16 protein-coding genes are annotated in these 16,487 nt (G+C 72.5%); 9 read left to right on the top strand and 7 right to left on the bottom strand.

What is annotated here, in order from left to right:
• Positions 1-2 precede the first annotated feature (2 nt).
• The 4 genes from ACIGXW_RS11330 (at position 3) to ACIGXW_RS11315 (ending at position 3,890) form a co-directional block, all read left to right on the top strand.
• Positions 3-773 (top strand): ABC transporter permease, encoded by a 771-nt coding sequence (locus tag ACIGXW_RS11330; protein ID WP_071962664.1) that lies wholly within the window; start codon positions 3-5, stop codon positions 771-773.
• A gap of 46 nt (positions 774-819) precedes the next feature.
• Positions 820-1,680 (top strand): hypothetical protein, encoded by an 861-nt coding sequence (locus ACIGXW_RS11325; RefSeq protein ID WP_399572160.1) that lies wholly within the window; start codon positions 820-822, stop codon positions 1,678-1,680.
• A gap of 90 nt (positions 1,681-1,770) precedes the next feature.
• On the top strand, positions 1,771-2,943 hold the full coding sequence (locus ACIGXW_RS11320; RefSeq protein WP_399572158.1) for an ABC transporter ATP-binding protein: 1,173 nt from the start codon (positions 1,771-1,773) through the stop codon (positions 2,941-2,943).
• Positions 2,940-3,890 carry an ABC transporter permease subunit gene (locus ACIGXW_RS11315; protein ID WP_071962667.1) on the top strand — a complete coding sequence of 317 codons (951 nt, stop codon included), beginning with the start codon at positions 2,940-2,942 and terminating at the stop codon, positions 3,888-3,890. Before ACIGXW_RS11320 ends, ACIGXW_RS11315 begins: the two co-directional genes overlap by 4 nt.
• Before the next feature lie 13 nt (positions 3,891-3,903).
• Here the strand turns inward: ACIGXW_RS11315 and ACIGXW_RS11310 are convergent, their stop codons facing one another.
• Positions 3,904-4,236 carry an ATP/GTP-binding protein gene (locus ACIGXW_RS11310; protein ID WP_071962668.1) on the bottom strand — a complete coding sequence of 111 codons (333 nt, stop codon included), beginning with the start codon at positions 4,234-4,236 and terminating at the stop codon, positions 3,904-3,906.
• A 203-nt stretch (positions 4,237-4,439) separates the two neighbouring features.
• Between ACIGXW_RS11310 and ACIGXW_RS11305 the strand changes: the two genes are divergently transcribed.
• Positions 4,440-5,465 carry an LLM class flavin-dependent oxidoreductase gene (locus tag ACIGXW_RS11305; protein ID WP_071962669.1) on the top strand — a complete coding sequence of 342 codons (1,026 nt, stop codon included), beginning with the start codon at positions 4,440-4,442 and terminating at the stop codon, positions 5,463-5,465.
• 126 nt (positions 5,466-5,591) lie between these two features.
• On the opposite strand, the gene ACIGXW_RS11300 is transcribed toward ACIGXW_RS11305, so the two are convergent.
• Positions 5,592-5,984, bottom strand: coding sequence for an SCO5389 family protein (locus ACIGXW_RS11300; RefSeq protein ID WP_071962670.1), 393 nt, complete (start codon positions 5,982-5,984; stop codon positions 5,592-5,594).
• A gap of 206 nt (positions 5,985-6,190) precedes the next feature.
• On the opposite strand from ACIGXW_RS11300, the gene nucS reads away from it, so the two are divergent.
• Positions 6,191-6,862, top strand: a complete 672-nt coding sequence (nucS, locus tag ACIGXW_RS11295; RefSeq protein ID WP_360908791.1) for an endonuclease NucS — start codon at positions 6,191-6,193, stop codon at positions 6,860-6,862.
• Between the two features lie 73 nt (positions 6,863-6,935).
• On the opposite strand, the gene ACIGXW_RS11290 is transcribed toward nucS, so the two are convergent.
• The 4 genes from ACIGXW_RS11290 to ACIGXW_RS11275 form a co-directional block, all read right to left on the bottom strand.
• Positions 6,936-9,590 carry an ATP-binding protein gene (locus ACIGXW_RS11290; protein WP_399572156.1) on the bottom strand — a complete coding sequence of 885 codons (2,655 nt, stop codon included), beginning with the start codon at positions 9,588-9,590 and terminating at the stop codon, positions 6,936-6,938.
• Positions 9,591-9,889: 299 nt separating this feature from the next.
• Positions 9,890-10,243, bottom strand: a complete 354-nt coding sequence (locus tag ACIGXW_RS11285; protein ID WP_071965166.1) for an STAS domain-containing protein — start codon at positions 10,241-10,243, stop codon at positions 9,890-9,892.
• Positions 10,244-10,380: 137 nt separating this feature from the next.
• Positions 10,381-11,229 carry a 3-hydroxyacyl-CoA dehydrogenase family protein gene (locus ACIGXW_RS11280; RefSeq protein WP_360908795.1) on the bottom strand — a complete coding sequence of 283 codons (849 nt, stop codon included), beginning with the start codon at positions 11,227-11,229 and terminating at the stop codon, positions 10,381-10,383.
• Between the two features lie 182 nt (positions 11,230-11,411).
• On the bottom strand, positions 11,412-12,053 hold the full coding sequence (locus ACIGXW_RS11275; protein ID WP_399572154.1) for a TetR/AcrR family transcriptional regulator: 642 nt from the start codon (positions 12,051-12,053) through the stop codon (positions 11,412-11,414).
• An 80-nt stretch (positions 12,054-12,133) separates the two neighbouring features.
• Here ACIGXW_RS11275 and ACIGXW_RS11270 point away from each other — a divergent pair, with 80 nt between their 5' ends.
• From ACIGXW_RS11270 to ACIGXW_RS11260, 3 genes are read left to right on the top strand one after another with little or no spacing between them, the layout of a single operon-like run.
• Positions 12,134-12,931, top strand: a complete 798-nt coding sequence (locus tag ACIGXW_RS11270) for an ABC transporter ATP-binding protein (RefSeq protein ID WP_399572151.1) — start codon at positions 12,134-12,136, stop codon at positions 12,929-12,931.
• 11 nt (positions 12,932-12,942) lie between these two features.
• Positions 12,943-13,698: an ABC transporter permease gene (locus ACIGXW_RS11265; RefSeq protein ID WP_399572149.1), complete on the top strand. Its 756-nt coding sequence runs from the start codon at positions 12,943-12,945 to the stop codon at positions 13,696-13,698.
• Between the two features lie 13 nt (positions 13,699-13,711).
• Positions 13,712-14,284 carry a cob(I)yrinic acid a,c-diamide adenosyltransferase gene (locus ACIGXW_RS11260; protein WP_360908803.1) on the top strand — a complete coding sequence of 191 codons (573 nt, stop codon included), beginning with the start codon at positions 13,712-13,714 and terminating at the stop codon, positions 14,282-14,284.
• 111 nt (positions 14,285-14,395) lie between these two features.
• On the opposite strand, the gene ACIGXW_RS11255 is transcribed toward ACIGXW_RS11260, so the two are convergent.
• The gene (locus ACIGXW_RS11255) at positions 14,396-16,411 is read right to left on the bottom strand and encodes a glycosyl hydrolase family 18 protein (RefSeq protein ID WP_399572520.1); all 2,016 of its coding nucleotides are present in this window, start codon (positions 16,409-16,411) and stop codon (positions 14,396-14,398) included.
• Between the last annotated feature and the right edge of the window lie 76 nt (positions 16,412-16,487).

The raw sequence follows: 16,487 nt of genomic DNA, 5'->3' as shown, positions 1-16,487 counted from the left end.
CGATGGCGGCGGTGAATCAGGTTCTCGCGTCGGAATGGACGAAGATCAAATCGGTGCGCTCCACGGTGTGGACGCTCGGGATCGCGGTGGTCGTCACGGTCGCCCTCGGCGCGCTGATCAGCGCTTTGAGCAAGAAGGACTTCGACAATCTGTCGGTCGAGGACAAGATCCGATTCGATCCGACGTTCCTCAGCTTCGCGGGTATGGGACTCGGTCAGCTGGCATTGATCGTCTTCGGCGTGCTGGTCGTTTCCAACGAATACAGCACCGGAATGATCCGCACTTCGCTGGCGGCCGTTCCCCAGCGCGGCGTCTTTCTCTTCAGCAAGATCATTGTCGCCACGCTGCTGGCATTCGTGGTCGCCATGGTCACCAGCTTTGTGGCGTTCTTCGTCGGCCAGGCGATGCTCGGCAGCCACAAGGCGCACCTCGGCGACCCCGGGGTCCTGCGCGCGGTATTCGGCGGCGCCCTCTACATGACGCTGATCACGGTGTTCTCGATGGGGGTGGCGGCGATGCTGCGCAGCCCCATGCTCTCGCTCGGCATTCTGATGCCGTTCTTCTTTCTCATCTCCGCCATCCTCGGCAATGTGCCGGCCACGAAGAAGGTGGGGCAGTACCTGCCGGACCAGGCGGGCCAGAAGGTGATGCAGGTCGTCACGGCCGGGGACGACGCGCCGTACGGGCCGTGGGGCGGCTTCACGATCATGGTGCTGTGGGTGGTGGCGGCGCTGATCGGCGGCTACGTCCTGCTGAAGAGGCGGGACGCGTAGGGCGGGCCCGTTTCGGTCCGGGCCCGGCGTGGGGAGAGAACCCGGCATGACGCGGCGGCGCACCCTGCGGGATCTCGGGCTGGACGTCGCTCCCGCGCGGCATCCGCTCAGTTATCCCGGCCGGCCGGTCACCGAGCCCGTGCTGCTGGCCGGTGAGGAGCTGCTGGCGCTGGCCCCGGGGCCGGGGCGGCTCGGCTCGTGGCGCATCGGCGCCGCGACGCTCGACCAGGCCCTCGCCTCCCTCGGCGGGGCGGCCACCGGCCGCCGTCACCCGGTCCTCGCCGTGGGGTCCAACGCCTCCCCCGCCCAGCTCGCCCACAAGCTCACCCGTGAGGGCCTGGCGGCCACCGTTCCGATGGTGCCGGTCCGCACGCGCGGCATCGGGGTCGGCTGCTCCGGCCACATCGGCCGCTTCGGGTACGTGGCGGCGGCGCCGTACGCCGACCCGGCCGCCGAGCGCGTGCTCGTGGCCGGCTGGCTGGACGCCGAGCAGCTCGCGGTCGTGGACGCCACGGAGCTCAACTACCGGCGGGTCCTGCTGCCCGGCGACGCGTTCGCGCTGAGCCTGCCGTCCGGGGCGCGGCTGGCGGGCGCGTATCTGTACGTCAGCAAGTGGGGCGTGCTCACCGACCCCGGCAGCGGGCTGGTCCGCCCCGGCGGCGGGGACCAGAGCGCCCTGCTCGCCGCCCTCCTGCTGGGCTCGGCGCGGCTGCGCGCCCTGCTCGGCCCCGACCCGGCGGGCTGGGTCGCGCGGGCGGCGGCCGACCCGCAGGTCCGGGCGGCGGGGGCCCGGGTGTTCGCGGCCGAGGGCTGGGTGCGCAGGTCGGAGGGGCTCCCGGCGGGCGGCGGCGCGGCGGCACGCTCGTACGACGAACTGGAGGAGACCTCCTCCTTACCGCCGCCATAACTCACGCATATCGGGAACCGTCAACCCCTCGTCTATCCTCCTAACCCTTACGGGGGCTATCGCCCTGACCAAGCTCGCAAGGGGCGGAGAATGATCGAGGCAGTCGGTCTGACGAAGCGCTACGGCGCCAAGACAGCCGTGCACAACCTGACGTTCCGGGTGCGACCGGGTGCCGTCACCGGCTTCCTGGGGCCCAACGGTTCCGGCAAGTCGACCACCATGCGCATGATCCTCGGTCTGGACATGCCCACGTCCGGCCGGGTCACCATCGGCGGCCACCCCTTCCACAAGCTCCCCAACGCCCCGCGGCAGGTCGGCGCGCTGCTCGACGCCAAGGCCGTGCACGGCGGGCGCAGCGCCCGTCAGCACCTGCTGTCGCTCGCCCAGCTCTCCGGCATCCCGGCCCGCCGCGTGGACGAGGTCCTCGGCGTGGTCGGCCTGCAGGACGTGGCCAGGAGGCGCTCCAAGGGCTTCTCCCTCGGCATGGGCCAGCGCCTGGGCATCGCCGCCGCGCTCCTGGGCGACCCGCAGGTGCTGCTCTTCGACGAGCCGGTCAACGGGCTCGACCCCGAGGGCATCCTCTGGGTCCGCAATCTCATGAAGCGGCTGGCCGCGGAGGGCCGCACCGTCTTCGTCTCCTCGCACCTGATGAGCGAGATGGCGCTGACAGCCGACCACCTGATCGTCATCGGGCGCGGGCAGCTGATGGCCGACATGAGCGTCAAGGACTTCATCTCCGCGAACTCCGCGGACTTCGCGCGCGTCCGTACGCCCGAGGGCGAGCCGGAGGGCCGCGAGAAGCTGACGGCCGCGCTGGTCGAGGCCGGTGCGCAGGTCCTGCCGGAGCAGGACGGCGCCCTGCGGGTGACGGGGCTGGCGCTGCCGCGGATCAGCGACCTCGCGCACGGCGCGGACGTCCGTCTGTGGGAGCTCTCCCCGCACCAGGCCTCCCTGGAGGAGGCGTACATGCGGATGACCCAGGGCGCGGTCGACTACCGCTCCACCGCCGACCAGCGCGCCGGCCTCCAGCCGGCCGCCCAGCCGTGGCAGCAGCCCGCCGCGGCCCCGCAGGGCTGGCCGGAGCAGGCGTACCCGGTCCTGCCGGGCGAGCAGCCGAACCCCTACGCCCAGCCCCAGCCCCCGCAGCCGCAGCCCGCCGCCCCCGCGGCCGCGGCCGCGCCGCAGCAGCCCGCCGCCACGCCCCCCGCTCCCGTGACCGCCCCCGCCGACCTGACCAAGCGCGACAGCGAGGACGCCCGATGACCACCCCGCAGCAGCCCCCCGCGCCCCCGCAGCACGCCCCGCAGCACCCGCAGCAGCCGCCCGTGGGCGCGCCCGCCTACGCCCAGCAGCACGCCCCGCAGGCGGGCTACTGGCCCGGCCAGGCGCCCGCCGGCGGCCCGGTCGGCTACGTATCGCCGATCCCGATCCGCAAGGCCACCCTCGCCGACGCCCTGCTCTCCGAGTGGACCAAGATCCGCTCCGTCCGCTCGACGATGTGGACGCTCGGTGTGATGGTCCTGCTCGTCGTGGGCATCGGCCTGCTGGTCGCGGTGGCGTACAGCAGCACGAACGGCTCGCTGGAGCGCACCTCCCCGCTGTCGCTGGGCTTCTTCGGCATCCTGCTGGGCATCGTCTGCGTGATCACGCTGGGGGTGCTGACGATCTCGTCGGAGTACGGCACGGGCCTGATCCGTACGACCCTGACCGCCTGCCCGAACCGCGGCCGCGTGCTGACGGCCAAGGCGATCGTCTTCTTCCTGCTGACGTTCATGATCACGCTGGTGTCGACCGTGCTCGTGGCGATGGCGGACGTCGCGCTGCTGGGCGACCGGTCCTCCACCGATCCGACCGGGGAGGAGTGGCTGCGGGCGACGGTCGGCGTGAGCCTGTACGTGGCGACGCTGGGCCTGCTGGCGCTCGCCGTCGGCACGCTGCTGCGGCACTCCGCCGGGGCCATCACGGTCATGCTGGGCGTGGTGCTGCTGCCGCTGGTCATGGCGATGTTCATGATGGGCGAGACCCTCGAGGACCTGCGCAAGGGTCTGTTCGAGTACTCGATCCCCAACCAGATGTCGGCGTTCTACATGAGCGCTGCCGACGCGGTCACCGACGGCCCCACGGGCTGGGACCCGCTGTGGATCATGCTGGGCGTGGCCGCGGCCGCCCTGGCCGGTGCGTACGCCTCGCTGCTGCGGCGCGACGCCTAGGCCGGGGACGCCCTCAGTACCTCGGCGCGTTACGGGACCGCTGGAGCCGCGCGCTCCGGCGGTCCTTCGCGTTCCAGCAGGCCTTGTGCCAGTGGCGCCGGTCGTCGACCCCCGCGCCGTGCTGCGGCCAGGCGACCACGTGCGGCACCCCCGGCGGGATCTCCTGGTCGCAGCCGGGGCAGCGGTAGTGCTTGGCCGCCGCGCCGCCGCCGATCATGCGGACCGCCCACTCCTCGCCCTGCCAGCTCTCCGTGCGCTCCAGGCCGTACCGCTCGCCGCTCCCGTCGCGCGGGAGGGGGGTGTGTTTGTCGGCGCCGCCTCGCGGGCGGTTTCGGCGCGGGGACACGGGGCACCTCGGAAGGTCTGGGGCTACGGGTCGCGAACAGCCTACGCGGGACGGTCACCGCCCCGGCCCGGCATCCTCGCGCCCCTATGGCGCCTGCGCTCCGATCATCATGAAAACTTCACGCTCGGCCGTACCTTTGGCACGTGTCAGCCGTTATTGCCTCCAGGGGGGTGCCGCGTCGGTCGCTAGGAGGAACAAGAGCGATGCGCGTTGGAGCATTTGTCCTGGCCGCCCAGTTCCCGGGCCAGGGCCACGAGGAGGCGCTGTACCGGGCCGTGCGGTCGGCCGAGGTCGCCGAGGAGGCGGGGCTGGCCGCCGTCTGGCTGGCGGAACACCACTTCGTCCCGTACGGAGTCTGTCCGTCCGCCGTCACCCTGGCCGCCCTCCTGCTCGGCCGTACCCGTGCCATCGAGGTCGGCACCGCCGTGAGCGTGCTCCCCACCACGCACCCCGTCGCGCTGGGCGAGCAGGCGGCGCTGCTGCACCTGACCTCGGGCGGCCGCTTCACCCTCGGGGTGGGCCGGGGCGGCCCGTGGGTCGACCTGGAGGTGTTCAACTCAGGCCTGGGGGCGTACGAAGAGGGGTTCCCCGAATCGCTCGAATTGCTGATGCGGTGGCTGCGCGAACCCCGGGTCGGCAGCGACGGGGAGCGGTTCGCCTTCCGCGAGGTGCCCGTCGTGCCGCGGCCGGACGACGCGCTGGGCTCCGCCGGGCCCGGCGTGATCGTCGCCTGTACCTCGCCCGCGAGCGTGCGACTGGCCGCGGCGCACGGGCTGCCGATGCTGCTCGGCATGCACAGCACGGACGAGGAGAAGGCCGGGATGGTCGCCTTCTGGCGCAAGTGCGCCCTGGAGTCGGGGAGTTCGCCGGAGGAGGTGGCCGCGGCCGGTCATGTGGCGGCGGGCGTCGTACAGATCGCGGACCGCCGCGAGGAGGCGGCGCAGACGCTGCTGAAGGCGATGCCGGGGTGGTTCCACTACGGCCTGTCGGCCCATGTGACGGTCGACGGCAGAGCGCGCCCGATGCGCGATCCCCTCGCCTATACGGAGCTGCTGTGCGAGCTGCATCCCGTCGGCTCGCCCCGGCTGTGCGCGGACCGGCTCGCGGCCACCTCCGAGCGCACGGGCATCAACCGCTTCGCCCTCCTGGCCGAGGGCTCGGGCGATCTGGCGGCCACCGAGGAGAACCTGCGCCGGCTCGGCGCCGAAGTGCTGCCGCTGCTCGCCTGAGGCTCGGCCGCTGTCGGTCCGGTCCGCCGTCCGAGCTCGCCCGTCCCTTGGGCCGGGCGCCGGCGGAGCTGCCGCCCCCCGCTCTCTACCCCACCTCCCGGACTCGGAGCGGCAGCACGGAACGCGTCAGCAGTCGCGGAGCTCCGGCGACTGGTTGAGCAGCTGGCCCCGGACCGAGGTGAAACGGGCCAGGCGCTCGTCCACCGACCGGTCGACGGGGAAGACCGCCACCCGGTGGCAGTTCTGGAACGCCAGCCGGACCCCGAAGTGTCGCTGCAGCGCTCCTCGGATCGCGTCACTCGCCAGGGCGCGCAGCAGCTGGCCGCGGGCCTGCTCGTCCGGGGGCGGCGTCCGGTTGTCGGCGAACTCTCCGCCTTCGACCTGGAGCCGGTCCACCAGAGAGCTGATCATCTCCCACGCGTAGGGCAGGGAGTTCCGGACGCAGTCGACGAAGTCGGCTTCGTCGACCTCGCCTCGCTCGGCCTGTTCAAGGAGGGCCGGTGAGACGTCGAGCGACATGGGTTCTCCTCTCGCGACCCCGCGGGCGGGGTCTCAGGGATGGGCGAGCGGACGACGACGCCCTGTGCCCGTACGGCGACCGCCCGCTTCAACGGTAATCCGGCCACTGCGGCCCCACCAGGAGAACACCGACAACTGGCCAAAGCCCGAGGGACGGTCCAGGGCGAATCGCGTGGAGTGGCGTAAGTCGAGTAGCGTGACACACCATGCGTCTCGTCATCGCCCGTTGCTCCGTGGACTACGCGGGCCGGCTCACCGCCCATCTGCCCTCCGCCCCCCGACTGATTCTGGTCAAGGCGGACGGCAGCGTCAGCATCCACGCGGACGACCGTGCCTACAAGCCCCTCAACTGGATGTCCCCGCCGTGCACCCTCAAGGAGGACGTCGAAGGGGGCGTCGGCGTCTGGACGGTGATCAACAAGGCGGGCGAGAAGCTCATCATCACCATGGAAGAGGTGCTGCACGACTCCTCGCACGAGCTCGGCGTCGACCCCGGCCTGATCAAGGACGGCGTCGAGGCGCACCTGCAGGAGCTCCTCGCGGACCGCATCGAGACCCTCGGCGAGGGCTACACCCTCATCCGCCGCGAGTACCCCACGGCCATCGGCCCGGTGGACATCCTCTGCCGTGACGCGGACGGCGCCACGGTGGCCGTGGAGCTCAAGCGCCGCGGCGAGATCGACGGCGTGGAGCAGCTCACCCGCTACCTGGAGCTCCTCAACCGCGACCCGCACCTCGCGCCCGTGCGCGGCATCTTCGCCGCCCAGGAGATCAAGCCCCAGGCGCGGGTGCTCGCCACGGACCGCGGCATCGGCTGCGTCGTCCTGGACTACGACGCGATGCGCGGCATCGAGGACGACAAGCTGCGGCTGTTCTGACGGACCCAACGTGCGCGAACGCCGGGCGGGCCGGAGAGATCCGGCCCGCCCGGCGCGGTCGTGTGTGTCCGCTCTAGGCGACGGGCGTGCCGACGCCCGTCGACGAGGTGGCCGGCGCCGGTCCGCTCGCCGAGTTGGAGCTGCTGCCCGTGGCCGGCTGGGTCGGCGTCGTGGGCGTCGTCTCGGCGGGCTTCGTCGGCGTACCGCCGTCGCCCGTCTTGGTGGGCGTGGGCTTCGGCGTCGGGGTCTCCCCACCGCCGGGCGAGGGGCGCGTGGGGCTCTGCGAGGGCCGGCCCGGCCTGCTCGGCGACGGCGACGCCGGGTCCCCGCCCGGCTGCGACGCGGACGGCGAGGCGCTGCCGGAGGGGACGGGCCCGTTCGGTGATCCGCTCGGGCCGGGCGTCTGCCCGGGCTTGCGCGGCCGGTCCTGCACCTGCGGCGCGCCCGGCTCACCGGCCGCCGGCTCGTCGGCGCTCAGGCCGCCGTCGCCGTCCTGCTGGGTCGCCGACCGGCCCGGCTGGACCGTGTCCGTCTGCGGGCCGCCCTTGCCGCCCGACGTGGCGCCGAGGGTGACGACGGTGCCGAGCACGGCCGCGAGGACGGCACCCGCGCACGCGGCGAGGAGATTGCGCCTGTTGCCGCCGGACATCAGCTTCTGCGCCCACGAGCGGGGCTGCGACGCCGCGGCGGGGCGCGGCGGGGCGGCCGGCGGGTGGGCCGCCGCGCCGGGGGCCAGGATCTTGGGGACGACCGCGGTCGTCGAGTCGTCAGGGCGCCGGGCGGCGAACACCGGCTTCGCGGGCGGCGCGGCCGACTCCTCGCTGCGTGCGTCCGGCACCTCCTCGCCGGCCGAGGTGCGGCCGTCGCCGACGCGCGGCCGCCCGTCCGTACCGCCCGGCAGGGGCGGCACCGTGGGCAGCGGCGGCAGCGGGGGCACCGGCGCGGATCCGGTGCGCTGCGGGGCGCCGCCGGGCACCGTCCGGGCGCCCATGGCCAGGCCGGAGCGGTCGGCGACCAGCGCCAGCGCCCGCCGGCCGGCGACGGCGCCGCGCTTGTCCGCGAGGACACCGCGCAGCCCGATGGACGCCTCCAGCTCGGCGCGGGCCCGGTCGAGGTTGCCGCTGCACAGGGCCAGCACGCCCAACTCGTGGTGGAAATACGCTTCTTCGCCGACTTCGCCCGCCAGCCGGGCGGCTTCCTGACCGCAGCGCAGGCTGCGCTCCCACGCCCCCCAGTGCAGCGCCGCCGCGAACGCCGGTGCGGCGGTACGGGCCAGCAGCACGGCGGCGGCGCGGTGCCCGGCCTCAGCGTCGCCGATCAGGGCGCCCATCGCGGCGAGGATGGCGTCGGCCTCGACGGCGATCCGCTCGGGGGTCACCGACGGGTGCCCGGCCCACCAGGCGTAGTGCTGGGCGGCGGTGTGCGCCTTGTCGGCGGCGTCGCTGCCGTAGTCCGCGGCCAGCAGCTGGTCGGCGATGCCGGCGGCCAGCCGGTAGTGGGCGCCGACGGTGGTGATCAGGCCGCAGGCCAGGAGCTCGCCGACGGCGGCGTCCGCGTGGGTGTCCCCGGCCAGGGCGGGCAGATGCGCCTGGTGGGGCACCTCGCCGCCGAGGGCGACCGCGAACCTCAGGGTCTCGCGGGCCGCCTTGGACAGCCGGGAGGAGAGCAGGACGGCGGGCGCCGCGGCCTGCGCGAGGCTCGGCAGCGGAACGTCCTGGGCGCCGTCGCCCGTCGCGGCGACGTCGGGGTCCCCGTCGGCGACGTAGGGCCGCTCGGCGAAGACGCCGTACTCGTCGACGGCCGCCGGGCCCAGGGCCTGGGCGTCGCGCCGGCGCAGCAGCGCACCGGCCTGGACGAAGCGCAGCGGCAGCCCCTCGGACTCGAACCACAGGTCCGCGGCCCAGTCCGCCTCGTCGTCGGTGAGCGGCCGGTCCACGGCCCGCTCCAGCAGCTCCAGGCAGCCGGTGCGGTCCAGTCCGCCGAGGAAGACCTCTTCCAGGTGCGAGTCGGCGGAGGGGGCGGCCACGTCGGGGGTGGCGGCGAGCAGGAAGGCGCACTCGGGGGTGGCGTCGAGGAGCTCGTCGAGGGTGGCCCCGCCGAACTCGAGGTCGTCCACGACGACGACCGCGCCGATCTCGTGGACGGCGGCCAGCAGTTCGGTGCGGTCCAGGCGGTGCAGCGGCGCGTGGTGGACGGCCGCGAACAGCTCGTGCAGCAGGTCGGTGGGGGTGCGGTGGTAGCCGCTGAGGCGGACGACGCCGTCGGGCGCGAGGTCCGCGCAGTCCTCGGCGACGGCGTCCAGCAGGACGCTGCGCCCGGAGCCGGAGGGGCCGGTCAGGCGCACGGAGCGGCCGCGGGAGAGGAGCCGGCCCAGTCTCTCGCGCTCCTCCTCGCGGTGCAGCAGGGGCAGCTCGGGGCCGGCCTGGCGGGCGGGCACGGGGGGCGTGGCGGCGCGGCGCAGCTCGGCGCGCTGCTCGGGGCCGTGGCGCTCGGGACGGGCGGGCAGGGCGCCGGGCGGGCAGGGCTCTATTTCGCTGCCGTCGAGGGGGTTGACGGTGAGCAGGTAGTCACCCGAGACGAGCTGGACGACGCGGACGGGGCCCTGGCCGCCGCCGGGGGCCTCCGGCGGCGGGACGGCGTCGCGGGGCGGGCGCCGCGTGCCGCCGTCCTCGGCGGGAGTGCGCTCGTCGTCGTGGAATTCCTCGGATCCCCTGTTCGTCGGGTCCATGGTTCAGAGCCCCCAAGATGCGTGGCGTGCCGTCGTGCCCTCCGGCCTGTCCGCACTCCTTCGACCTCCGGCCGGGCGCTGCCCGGGCCGTCGATTCCGGTCCGGTGCCCGCCGTGGGCCGTCGTGGCGGCGGGAAACCGAACAGACCTTGGCACAGTATCTACGACCGGGAGGGTGCCACGTCGCAGCGGGACGTCACAGTCTCGTGAGGATCGGGGTACTCGCACCGCAGGGGGCTCATCACTCCCGTCCGGCGCCCCTCGTCCCGTACGGGGGCCGCGGGCGTGCCCGACGGGTGCTCAGACTCTCGGCAGGGGCTGCTGGGGGGCGGCGTCGACGCGGTTCGCCTCGACGCCCTCGCCCCCCTCGATCGCGAGGATGCGGTGCAGCCGGGTGGCCACCAACAGGCGCTGCATCCGGTCGGGCACTCCGCGCAGGACCAGCCGCCGGCCGGTGCGCCCGGCGCGGCGGTGGGCGCCCATGATGACGCCCAGGCCCGTGGCGTCCCAGGAGTCCAGCTCGGTCAGGTCGAGGACGAGGTCGCCTCTTCCGGCGTCGAGGGCGGAGTGCAGGACCGTACGGGCGTCCGCCGCGTTGCGGACGTCGAGGCGCCCCCCGACGACCAGTTCGGCGTGGTCGCCCCTGATGTGCATATGCGCTCCCGGGAGTGGTGCGTGATGTGGTTGTGGCTCTAAAGAACTGACTGCCTCTCACACGACAAAGTTGCCGCCTGTAAGCGAACCGATACCGAATTCACCCCACGGGGTGAAGCCCAGTGGACGGTTCGGCCTCAGTGCTGGTAGAAGCCCTGGCCGCTCTTGCGGCCGAGGTCGCCCGCGTCGACCATGCGGCGCATGATCTCCGGCGGGGCGAACTTCTCGTCCTGGCACTCGGTGTAGATGTTGCCGGTGGCGTGCATCAGGATGTCGATGCCCGTCAGGTCCGCGGTCGCCAGCGGCCCCATGGCGTGGCCGAAGCCCAGCTTGCAGGCGATGTCGATGTCCTCGGCGCTGGCCACGCCCGACTCGTACAGCTTGGCGGCCTCGACGACGAGCGCCGAGATCAGGCGGGTGGTGACGAAGCCCGCGACGTCGCGGTTGACGACGATGCAGGTCTTGCCGACGCCCTCGGCGAACTCACGGGCCTTGGCAAGGGTTTCGTCGCTGGTCTTGTAGCCGCGCACCAGCTCGCACAGCTGCATCATCGGCACCGGGGAGAAGAAGTGCGCGCCGACGACCCGCTCGGGGCGCGACGTGGCGGCCGCGATCTTGGTGATGGGGATGGCGGAGGTGTTGGAGGCCAGCACCGTCTCGTCCTTCACCAGGCCGTCCAGGGTGCGGAAGATGTCCCGCTTGGTGTCGATGTCCTCGAAGACGGCCTCGACGACGATGTCGGCGTCGGCGGTCGCGTCGAGGTCGGTGGTCGTGGTGATCCGGGCCAGCGCCTGCTCGGCGGCCGCGGCCTCCAGCTTCCCCTTGGAGACGAACTTCTCGTACGAGGCCTTGATGCCGTCCGTCCCGCGCGTGAGCGCGGCGTCGGTGACGTCCCGGAGCACGACGTCCCACCCGGCCTGGGCGGAGACCTGCGCGATCCCCGATCCCATCAGTCCGGCACCGATGACGGCGAGCTTCTTGGCCACGGCTGTCCCCTTACTCCCTGTGCATGTATCTGTTCATTTACGTTCTCCGCCCGGAGATTAGCGCTCGTCGGCGCGCGGTTGGGCAGTAAGAGATGCGCGTCACGTCCCGAATGACGGACATCACACTGAGACGGCCGGAGCCGCGACCTCACGGTGCAGAGGGGCCACTTGGGCCCCATCGATCACACGGCGGGTCGGCGGGCGTAGCCGAGGAGCCGGTCGCCGAGCAGGGTCTCGATCTCGTCCAGCACGCCGAGCGCCGCACGGGAGGCCTCGGCCGCCGTGCGCCCGGCCATCAGTTCGTGCTGGATGAACTCCACGACGTGACCGTGGATCCAGCCCAGCTGACTGGCCACCAGGGCGGGCAGCGGGCCGTCCGCCTCCGCGCCGGCCTCCTCGGCGAGCACGTCGACCACCGCCCCGACGGCCCGGTGGCGCATGTCGAACAGCCGTGAGCGCAGCGCCTGCGACCGGCCGATGACCCGCATGAAGCGGTCGTAGCCGTCGATGAGCCCGAGCCGCGGGGAGAGCGCCACCACTTCGGCGCGCAGGGCACGCAGCACGGCCTCGGCCGCCGATTCCCCGGCGGGGCGGCTACGGACGACCGTGGCCAGCCACTGGACCACGTCGTCCTCGCGGTCGAGGAAGAGGTCCTCCTTGGCGGGGAAATAGTTGTAGACGGTGTTGACGGAAACGTCCGCGGCCGCCGCGATCTCCGCGATCGTCACGGCGTCGAAGCCGCGCTCCAGGAACAGACCGGTGGCGACATCCGAGATGTGCTGCCTGGTCTGCCGCTTCTTCCGCTCCCTGAGCCCTTCGGTCATGCCCCCATCGTAGCTTCGCTGCACCCGATGAAAACTTGGAGTCATTGCAAACTTTAAGAGCCTCTGCTTTTCTTGCGGTCATGGACGCACCGGAAACCCTCAGCATCCGCACCACCGGGCTCGCCCGGACCTTCACCACCCCGCGCGGCCCCGTCGACGCCGTACGCGGCATCGACCTCGCCGTCCGGCGCGGGGAGATCCTCGGCTTCCTCGGCCCCAACGGCGCGGGCAAGACCACCACGCTGCGCATGCTCACCACCCTGCTCGCGCCCACCGGCGGCACCGCGACCGTCGCCGGGCACGACCTCGTCCGCGACCCCGCCGGGGTACGCCGCCGGACCGGCTACGTCGCCCAGTCCGGCGGCGTGGACCCCGGCGTGTCCATACGCGAGGAACTGGTCACCCAGGGCCGCTTCTACCGGCTGCGCACGTCGGACGCGCAGGACCGCGCGGAGGAGCTGGCGGCCGAACTGGGCCTGGAGGGGCTGCTGGAGCGGCCCTGCGGCGCGCTGTCCGGAGGACAGCGGCGGCGGCTCGACATCGCCATGGCCCTCACCCACCGGCCGGAGATCCTCTTCCTCGACGAGCCGACCACCGGGCTCGACCCCGGCAGCCGCGCCGACCTCTGGGACCTCGTCCGCCGCATCCGCTCCGAGTGGGGCACGACCGTCTTCCTCACCACGCACTACCTGGATGAGGCCGACGCGCTCGCCGACCGGCTGGTCGTCGTCGACAAGGGCGCCGTCGCCGCCGAGGGCACCCCGGCCGAGCTCAAGGCCCGGTACGCCGGCTCGCCCACGGCCACGCTGCAGGACGCCTTCCTCGCGATCACCGGGCGCGGCGCCGCGCCCCGGGACGCCGCCCCCCTCGCCGTCTAGGAGCCGATCCCATGCGCCTTCTCCTTTCCGACATCGCCGTCGTCTACGGCCGCTACGCGCGCCAGACCCTGCGCTCCAAGGCCGCCATGCTCTTCGGCGCGCTCATGCCCGCGCTCTACCTCGTGCTCTACGGGCCGCTGCTGACCGACGTGCCGCTCGGCGGCCCCGGCAGCTCCTGGCAGGTCCTGGTGCCCGGCCTGCTGCTCCAACTGGCCCTCTTCGGCTCCACGTTCGCCGGGCTCGGACTCATCGTCGAGAAGCAGCAGGGGGTTCTCGAACGGATGCGGGTGACGCCGGTGAGCCGGGCGGCCCTGCTGCTGGGGCGGGTCCTGAAGGACGCCACCCTGCTGCTCTTCCAGTCCGTGCTGCTGGTCGCGGTGGCCCTGGCCATGGGCCTGCGGGCCCCGCTGCCCGGCCTCCTCATCGGCCTCGCCTTCACGGCCGCGCTGGCCCTGTCGCTGGCGTCCCTCTCCTACGCGCTGGCCATGAAGGCCCCGGTGCCGCAGGCGTTCGCCCCCGTCGTCAACGCCGTCACCGTGCCCGTGATGCTGCTCTCCGGGCTGCTGCTGCCGATGAGTCTGGCTCCCGGCTGGCTCGACGCGCTCTCGCACCTGGTGCCGCTGCGCTATCTGGTGGACGCGGTACGGGCCGCCTTCGCCGGCGACTACGCCTCCCCCACCCTGCTGCACGGCACCCTGGCGGCCCTCGTGCTGATGGCGGCGTCGATGGCGGCGGGCACGCGGTACTTCCGCCGGGCCGGGGCGTGACTACGCTCGGACCATGGTCAATCTGACGCGCATCTACACCCGCACCGGTGACGACGGCACCACCGCCCTCGGCGACATGAGCCGCACCGTGAAGACCGACACCCGCATCGCGGCGTACGCCGACGCGAACGAGGCGAACGCCGCGATCGGGGTCGCGATCGCGCTGGGCCAGCTGCCGCCGGAGGTCGTCAAGGTACTCGTACGGGTCCAGAACGATCTCTTCGACGTGGGAGCCGACCTCGCCACGCCCGTCGTCGAGGACCCCAAGTACCCGCCGCTGCGCGTCGAGCAGTCCTACATCGACAAGCTGGAGGCGGACTGCGACCGGTTCCTGGAGGACCTGGAGAAGCTGCGCAGCTTCATCCTCCCCGGCGGCACGCCGGGCGCCGCGCTGCTGCACCAGGCCTGCACGGTGGTACGCCGCGCCGAGCGCTCCACGTGGGCGGCGCTCGAGGTCCACGGCGACATCATGAACCACCTGACGGCGACGTACCTCAACCGCCTGTCGGACCTGCTGTTCATCCTGGCGCGCACGGCGAACAAGGAGCTCGGCGACATCCTGTGGGTGCCGGGCGAGAACCGGTAGCTTTCCCGGTCCTCGATCGCCGGACGGGCTGAATTTCAGCCCGTCCGGCGTTTGAGGACACAGCACAGCCAGCCCGTCCGGCGATCGAGGACGAACCTCTGCCGGTGACGGCTACCGCAAGCCCTCGTCCACGGCCCTCATCAGCGTGCCGCTGTCACCTGACATCTCCCAGATCATGACGCCGCCCAGCTTCTTCGGCTTCAGCCAAGCGGTCTTCTTGCCGATCGACCACGCGTCGTCGAAGGTCCACCACTGGCCGCCCGCCCCGGTGTAGCCGTACGTCGCGACCGTCGTCTCGTCGTGATGAACCGTCAGGTTCGGCACGGACGCCAGCAGGTTGTCGTAGCCGCGGGTACCGGCTTCCTCGGGGAACTGGCCGGGGGCCGCGCCGCCCGCGCTCTGCCAGACGCCGCGGGCGCCGCCGTCGGCGACCTGCTGCCAGCCGCGGCCGTAGAAGGCGAGGCCGACGACCACCTTGCGGGGGTCGACGCCGGCGTCGAGATAGGTCTGGACGGTCCGCTCCACGCTGAACTTCGTCTCGTACGGATCCTTGGCGTCCGCGTACAGATTGCCCTGGTGGCCCGTGCGGTTCGGCTCCCAGCTGTTGTCGCTGCCGGAGCCGTGGAAGTCGTAGCCCTGGACGTTGGCGAAGTCCATGTAATCCAGGACGCTCGGCGTGCCGTCCTTGGTGGTGATGTCCCAGCCGGCGTCGATCTTCGCGGGGTCGGCCGGGGTGAAGGCCGTCAGCAGGTACTTCTTCCCCGTCGTCGCGCCCAGCGCGTCCAGCTGCTTGCGGAACTCCGCGAAGAGCAGCGTGTTGTTGGCCTTGTCGTCCTTGGAGACGTGGTTGCCGGCGTGTCCCTCGGCGCCGGGCCACTCCCAGTCGATGTCGAAGCCGTCGAAGATGCCGGCCGCGACGCCGGCGCCACCGCGTCCGCCGGTCGTCGGCAGGTTGCCCTTGATGTACATGTCGATGCAGGACTTCACGAATTTCTGCCGCGAGGCGTCCGTCCTCGCCACGTCCGAGAAGTACTTGCTGTACGTCCAGCCGCCGATCGAGATGTTGACCTTGAGCCTGGGGTACTTGGCCTTGAGCTTCTTCAGCTGGTTGAAGTTGCCGGCCAGCTTCTGGTCCCAGGTGTCGCCCACGCCGTCGACGGACTCGCCGGCGCCGAAGCCCTTCTCGTAGTCGGCCCAGGCGTCGCCGGCGCCGTCCCCCTGGCTGGGGTCCTGGGGGTTGGGGGTGGTGGCCTTGGTGACGCCATTGAGGCAGGTGAGGTTGGTCGGGTCGATGTTGGAGAAGGAGTAGTTGATGTGGGTGAGCTTGGCGGCCGCGCCCGTGGCGTCAAGGGACTTCACGGTGTAGCCACGGCCGTAGATGCCCCACTGCACGAAGTAGCCGGCCTTGATGTAGTCGCCGCCCGGCTGGGGCTCGCCCCCGCCGGTGGTCCGTACGGTCAGCGCGGCGCTGGCCGGGCCGGTCTGGTCGGCGGTGTCGCGGGCCACGATCGTGTAGGTGTACTCGGTGCCGGGGCTCAGGCCGGTATCGGTGTAGGCCAGCTTGGCGACGGTGGCGACCTTCTCGCCCCCGCGCAGGACGTCGTAGTTCTTGACGCCCTTGTCGTCCGTGGCAGCGGTCCACTTCAGCGAGACGCTGGTCGCGCTCACGCCGGTGGAGACGGGTGCGCCCGGCGCGCCCGGCACACTGTCGCCGCCGGACGAGCCGTCGCAGGGGCCGCGGTTGAGCGTGCAGCCGGAGGGCTCGCCGTTGCCGGAGGCGACGAAGCCGAAGGTGGCGCTGGCGCCGGGGGCGAGGGCGCCGTTGTACTCGCGGTTCTTGGCGGTGACGTGGCCGCCGGAGCCGGTGACCAGGGCGTCCCAGAAGGAGCCGACCGTGGTGGCGGCGGGGAAGTCCCACTCCACGGTCCAGCCGTCGAGGGCCGTGGTGCCGGTGTTCTTGACCGTCCACTGGCCCTGGAAGCCGGTCCCCCAGTCGGAGGTCTTGACGAATGTCGCCGTCGCGGAGGGCGCGGCATGGGCCGGGGAGGCCAGGCCGACGAGCGTGGCGAGCGGGAGCAGCAGGGCCGCCAGGGCGGCCGTGACGGCTCTGGCGGTGATACGGGTGATGCGTCTGCTGTGTCTGCTGCGTCTGTAACGGCCCAGGTTTCCTGTGCTCAAGGGGTGCTCCCCTGGTGAGGTCGGA

The organism is Streptomyces sp. NPDC053079, assembly GCF_044546695.1.
In the GTDB taxonomy this organism is placed as follows: Bacteria; Actinomycetota; Actinomycetes; order Streptomycetales; family Streptomycetaceae; genus Streptomyces.
Note: the sequence above shows the minus strand (reverse complement) of the source record. Positions and strands in the feature narration are given on the sequence as shown.